This window comes from Mailhella massiliensis (assembly GCF_020741395.1).
Classification (GTDB): domain Bacteria; phylum Desulfobacterota; class Desulfovibrionia; order Desulfovibrionales; family Desulfovibrionaceae; genus Mailhella; species Mailhella massiliensis_A.
The window spans coordinates 1-4,254 of record NZ_DYZA01000118.1; the positions used below are offsets into that span (position 1 = coordinate 1).

Below are 4,254 nucleotides of genomic sequence, written 5' to 3' on the forward strand. Positions count from 1 at the left end.
AAACGGAACTTGCTCTAATAAAAAAACCTTCCGGGAGAAGCCGGAAGGGAAGGAGGAAAGATTGTCTGCGACGTTGAGGGGGCACGGAGTTTTTTCCGGGCGGCCGGGCAGGGGCGGCAGGATGCAGGCCGCGGCACGAGCGTTTTTTCAGCCCTGCCCGTAGGAGGAGCGGATCAGAGCCGGTCCCCGGTCTGAAGGTCCGTCACTTCTATTTCTCCGTCCTCGCCGAGGAAGACCTGATAGCGCCTGAGCCCCTGGCTCTGCGTGCCGAGCACGCGGGGCAGCACTTGAAGCATGCTGAAAAGCAGGGTGTGGAAATCTTCGTTGGAAGAGGAGCAGCGCAGGGCAGTACGCCATATCTGGCGGCCTTCCCCGCCTTCTCTGTCGAGCTCATAGGCTTCGATGAGCAGGTTTGCGGCGTAGATGGTGGAGCTTGTCACCACCGGTTCCTCCACAAAGATGTAGTCGACATAGCTGTACCGTCCATGGCCCACCACCACGGGGTGGGCTCGGGTGATGGTGCTCGTGTCTACATACACGCGCGGCTCCTCCATCCAGTAGCTGACGACGGCGCGGTTCTGCGCGTCGCCTTCCACCACCGTGTAGCCCCGGGACTGGAAGGCCGGAGTGATCCGGCGTACTATGTCGCGGAATTGCAGATCCGTGGCTTTTTCGCCTTCGTTGCCCGGTACCAGCACATAGCTCGTGCCCGAAGGCGGGTGCTCATCGCTCAGGGAATCCACGGCTACCTGATAGTAAGTACCGCATCCGGAAAGCAGAAGAAAGGAAAAAAGGAGAAGAAGGCGCAGGAAGGGCATGCTATCCTCGCAGGCGGGTAGGGATGGTGCGGGGGAATAAAAAAGGGTTACCGGAACCCGGTAACCCCGCCTTTCAAATGGTGCGCCCGGCGCGAGTCGAACGCGCGACCTACAGCTCCGGAGGCTGTCGCTCTATCCAGCTGAGCCACGGGCGCAAAGGGAAAAAGCCCTCATACGCAAGGCACTATGCCCTGCAGGAGGCAGATTGTCAACGCTTTTTATGCGAGGAGCAATCCTCAGCGTCCCATACCGCTGAGGAAGTCCTTGTTGCTTTTGGTACCCTTCATCTTGTCCAGCAGAAATTCCATGCTGTCGATGGGGGACATGGGCGCAAGGATCTTGCGTAGTATCCATACCCGGTTGAGCACGTCCTCGCCGAGCAGGAGGTCTTCCTTGCGGGTACCGGTGCGGTTGATATCTATAGCGGGGAAAACGCGCTTGTCGGAGAGATGGCGGTCAAGGTAGATTTCGCAGTTGCCGGTGCCCTTGAACTCTTCGAAAATGACTTCGTCCATGCGCGAGCCTGTGTCGATGAGCGCCGTGGCGATGATGGTCAGCGAGCCGCCGCCCTCGATGTTGCGGGCCGCGCCGAAAAAGCGTTTGGGCCTTTGCAGGGCGTTGGCGTCGAGGCCGCCGGAAAGTACGCGGCCGCTGGAGGGGGTGACGGTGTTGTAGGCACGCCCGAGGCGGGTGATGGAGTCGAGCAGAATGACGACGTCGCGCTTGCGTTCCACGAGGCGCTTGGCTTTTTCCAGCACCATTTCACATACCTGCACATGGCGTTGCGGAGGTTCGTCGAAGGTGGAGCTCACCACTTCCGCGCTCTTCACCGTGCGTTCCATGTCCGTCACTTCCTCGGGGCGTTCATCCACCAGAAGGATGATGAGGTATACGTCGGGATAATTGGCGTTGATGGCGTTGGCGATGGTCTGCAGAAGGATGGTTTTGCCCGTGCGGGGCGGGGCGACGATGAGCGCGCGCTGCCCCCGGCCTATGGGCGACATGAGGTCGATGATGCGCGACGACATGTTCTTGGAGTCCGTCTCCATGCAGAACTGCTGGTCGGGATACACCGGGGTGAGATTGTCGAAAAGTACCAGATGGCGGGCGTTTTCCGGCGGCTCGAAGCCTATTTCATTGACGCGCACCAGGGCAAAATAGCGTTCCCCTTCCTTGGGAGGACGAATCTGCCCGGAAACACAGTCGCCTTTGCGCAGATGGTAGCGCCGTATCTGCGAGGGGGAGACGTACACGTCGTCCGGGCCGGGCATGTAGCTGCACAGGGGGGAGCGGAGAAATCCGTAACCGTCCGGAAGAATTTCGAGCACGCCGTCGCTGTGAATGACGCCGTTCTGGGAGGCGCAGGCCTGAAGCAGGGCGAAGATCAGCTCCTGCTTGCGCATGGAACTGGCGTTCTCAAGCTGATACTTTTCCGCCAGATCCATGAGATCCTGCATTTTGCGCGTCTTCAGTTCCGTAAGGTTGAGAACGCTTTCATCAAGAAGGGAATCAGTTTCTACTGTTTCGGGCTCAACAGGAGCTTTACGTTTCCGTATGGGCATAGAGAATACCACCGGGAAAGAGAGAAATGGGAGGACACATCACGCCGAAAGGGCGCGAACTCGGAAAAGAAAGAGGAGTGGGGAACCCCCGCAGAAGAACGGGTGCGAAAAAACTATAGATGTTTTTTCCGCTGTTGGCAAGTCCTGGAGCCTCAGCGTTCCTTTCTGCGTGTGTTGGCCACGTTGATGGCGCGCTCCGGCCCGTCGACGGCAAAGCGCAGTATGGCGTCCACAATATGGGGGAAGGTCTGTTCCATGATTTCCAGGTCGGGGCCGAAAAAGCGTCCGAGCACCCAGGATATGACCTGCTCCTTGTCCTGCGGTTTGCCTACGCCTACGCGCAGGCGGTAGAACTCCGGCGTGCCCAGGCGCTGCTGTATGGATTTTATGCCGTTGTGCCCTGCGGCGCTCCCGCCCTTCTTGAGTTTCATCCTGCCCGGTTCGAGGTCGAGCTCGTCATGAATCACGAGAAGCTGTTCGGGCTTCAGCTTGTACCATGCCATAAGGGGCTGGACGGCGTCGCCGCTCAGGTTCATGAAGGTCTGCGGTTCGGCCACAAGCCAGGTTCCGCCGCGCGGAATCTGGATGCGCCAGAGCAGCGCGTTGAACCTTGCGCCGGAAAGCTGTTCCGGAGCGCGGCCGTTGCCGCGTTCCACTTCTTCCAGAAGTGCCTGCGCCGCCATGAAACCGATGTTGTGGCGCGTGCCCCGGTACTGGGGCCCCGGGTTACCGAGGCCGACGATAATTCCGTTGAGATCCATGGGTGTCCTGATGGGTAGAGGCCCCTGCCGTGCACAGGGCGCCCGCGTCGGCGGGGATTTCATTTCACGGGGCCTTCGGGCATGCCTGGAAGGGCTGCGCGGAAGGATATCTGGAGTGCGGAAAAGGCCGTGCCGGTGAGGCGGCGCGGAGCGGAAGGGCCGTGAACAAGAAGCCTTTCCCGAAATGCGGGAGGGGGCGTGTCGTGCACAATGTGCGGCAGAGGCCGCCGCCTGTCAAGCCCTCCTTGGCAAGCGAGCCCTCTGGTGGTAAAGAGAAGGGCCTTGACCTTACAGTAAAAAATCGCGGGGGTTCGTATGCCGCAGTTGTACCGTTTGAACATTGTCGTTTCCGAAGACGATTTCCCTCTGGCCCAGGCCCTTGTGGGGGCGGGCGCGAAAGCGGGCTGGGAAGAGGAATCCCTGCCCTCCGGGGACATGCTTCTGCGTGTCACGTCTGAAGACGAAGGGGAATGCGACGCCCTTGCCGGGCAAATGGCCGCTTTTGTGCCGGAAGCTTCCCTCAGCCGGAAGTCCTTCCCGACAGGGATTGGAATGCAGGCTGGCGCAGCTACTTCACTCCGGTGGAGGCCGGGGATTTCCTCATCCTTCCGCCGTGGATGAAGGATGAGGACGCCGGGGGCCGCATCCCCGTCATTATCGAACCGAAGTCGGCCTTCGGTACCGGGCATCATCCTACCACCACCATGTGCCTTGAGGCCATGAGCCGCCTTCGCGCGGCAGGAGCTATGAAAGCCGGTCAGCGCTTTCTTGACATGGGCACGGGCACGGGGATTCTCGGCATAGGCTGCGTGAAGATGGGCCTTTCGGGCTTCGGCGCGGACATAGACCCGCTCTCCATCGACAACGCGCGGGAAAACTGTGAGATGAACGGCATTGCCGAAGGCTTCGAAATCCGCGAGGGCAGTGTGGAGCTGGTGCGGGGGCAAAAGTTCGACGTGGTCATTGCCAATATTCTCGCCGGACCGCTCCGGGAAATGGCCCCCGCGCTGATCCCGCTGGTCAGGCCCGGCGGATGCCTCATCCTTTCCGGTTTTCTGGCGGTGCAGGCGCCCGGCATGCGGGAGGCCTACGCCTGCATGGGCGAGCCGGAAG

Annotated in this window: 4 protein-coding genes and 1 tRNA gene; 1 reads left to right on the plus strand and 4 read right to left on the minus strand. The window is 60.5% G+C overall.

Annotated features, from left to right (window positions below; genetic code table 11):
- Positions 1 to 173: 173 nt before the first annotated feature.
- The 4 genes from K8W16_RS06040 to pth all read right to left on the minus strand — a co-directional run bounded on the left by K8W16_RS06040 (position 174) and on the right by pth (position 3,141).
- Positions 174 to 818 (minus strand): hypothetical protein, encoded by a 645-nt coding sequence (locus K8W16_RS06040; RefSeq protein ID WP_304122096.1) that lies wholly within the window; start codon positions 816 to 818, stop codon positions 174 to 176.
- A 78-nt stretch (positions 819 to 896) separates the two neighbouring features.
- Positions 897 to 973 (minus strand) — tRNA-Arg (locus tag K8W16_RS06045).
- An 81-nt stretch (positions 974 to 1,054) separates the two neighbouring features.
- The gene (rho, locus tag K8W16_RS06050; protein WP_304122098.1) at positions 1,055 to 2,380 is read right to left on the minus strand and encodes a transcription termination factor Rho; all 1,326 of its coding nucleotides are present in this window, start codon (positions 2,378 to 2,380) and stop codon (positions 1,055 to 1,057) included.
- A 152-nt stretch (positions 2,381 to 2,532) separates the two neighbouring features.
- A complete protein-coding gene (gene pth, locus K8W16_RS06055; RefSeq protein WP_304122100.1) occupies positions 2,533 to 3,141 on the minus strand; it encodes an aminoacyl-tRNA hydrolase in 609 nt (202 codons plus the stop codon).
- Between the two features lie 470 nt (positions 3,142 to 3,611).
- Between pth and K8W16_RS06060 the strand changes: the two genes are divergently transcribed.
- Positions 3,612 to 4,254, plus strand: a 643-nt coding sequence (locus K8W16_RS06060) for a 50S ribosomal protein L11 methyltransferase (RefSeq protein ID WP_304122101.1), incomplete at its 3' end; no start/stop codon positions are given.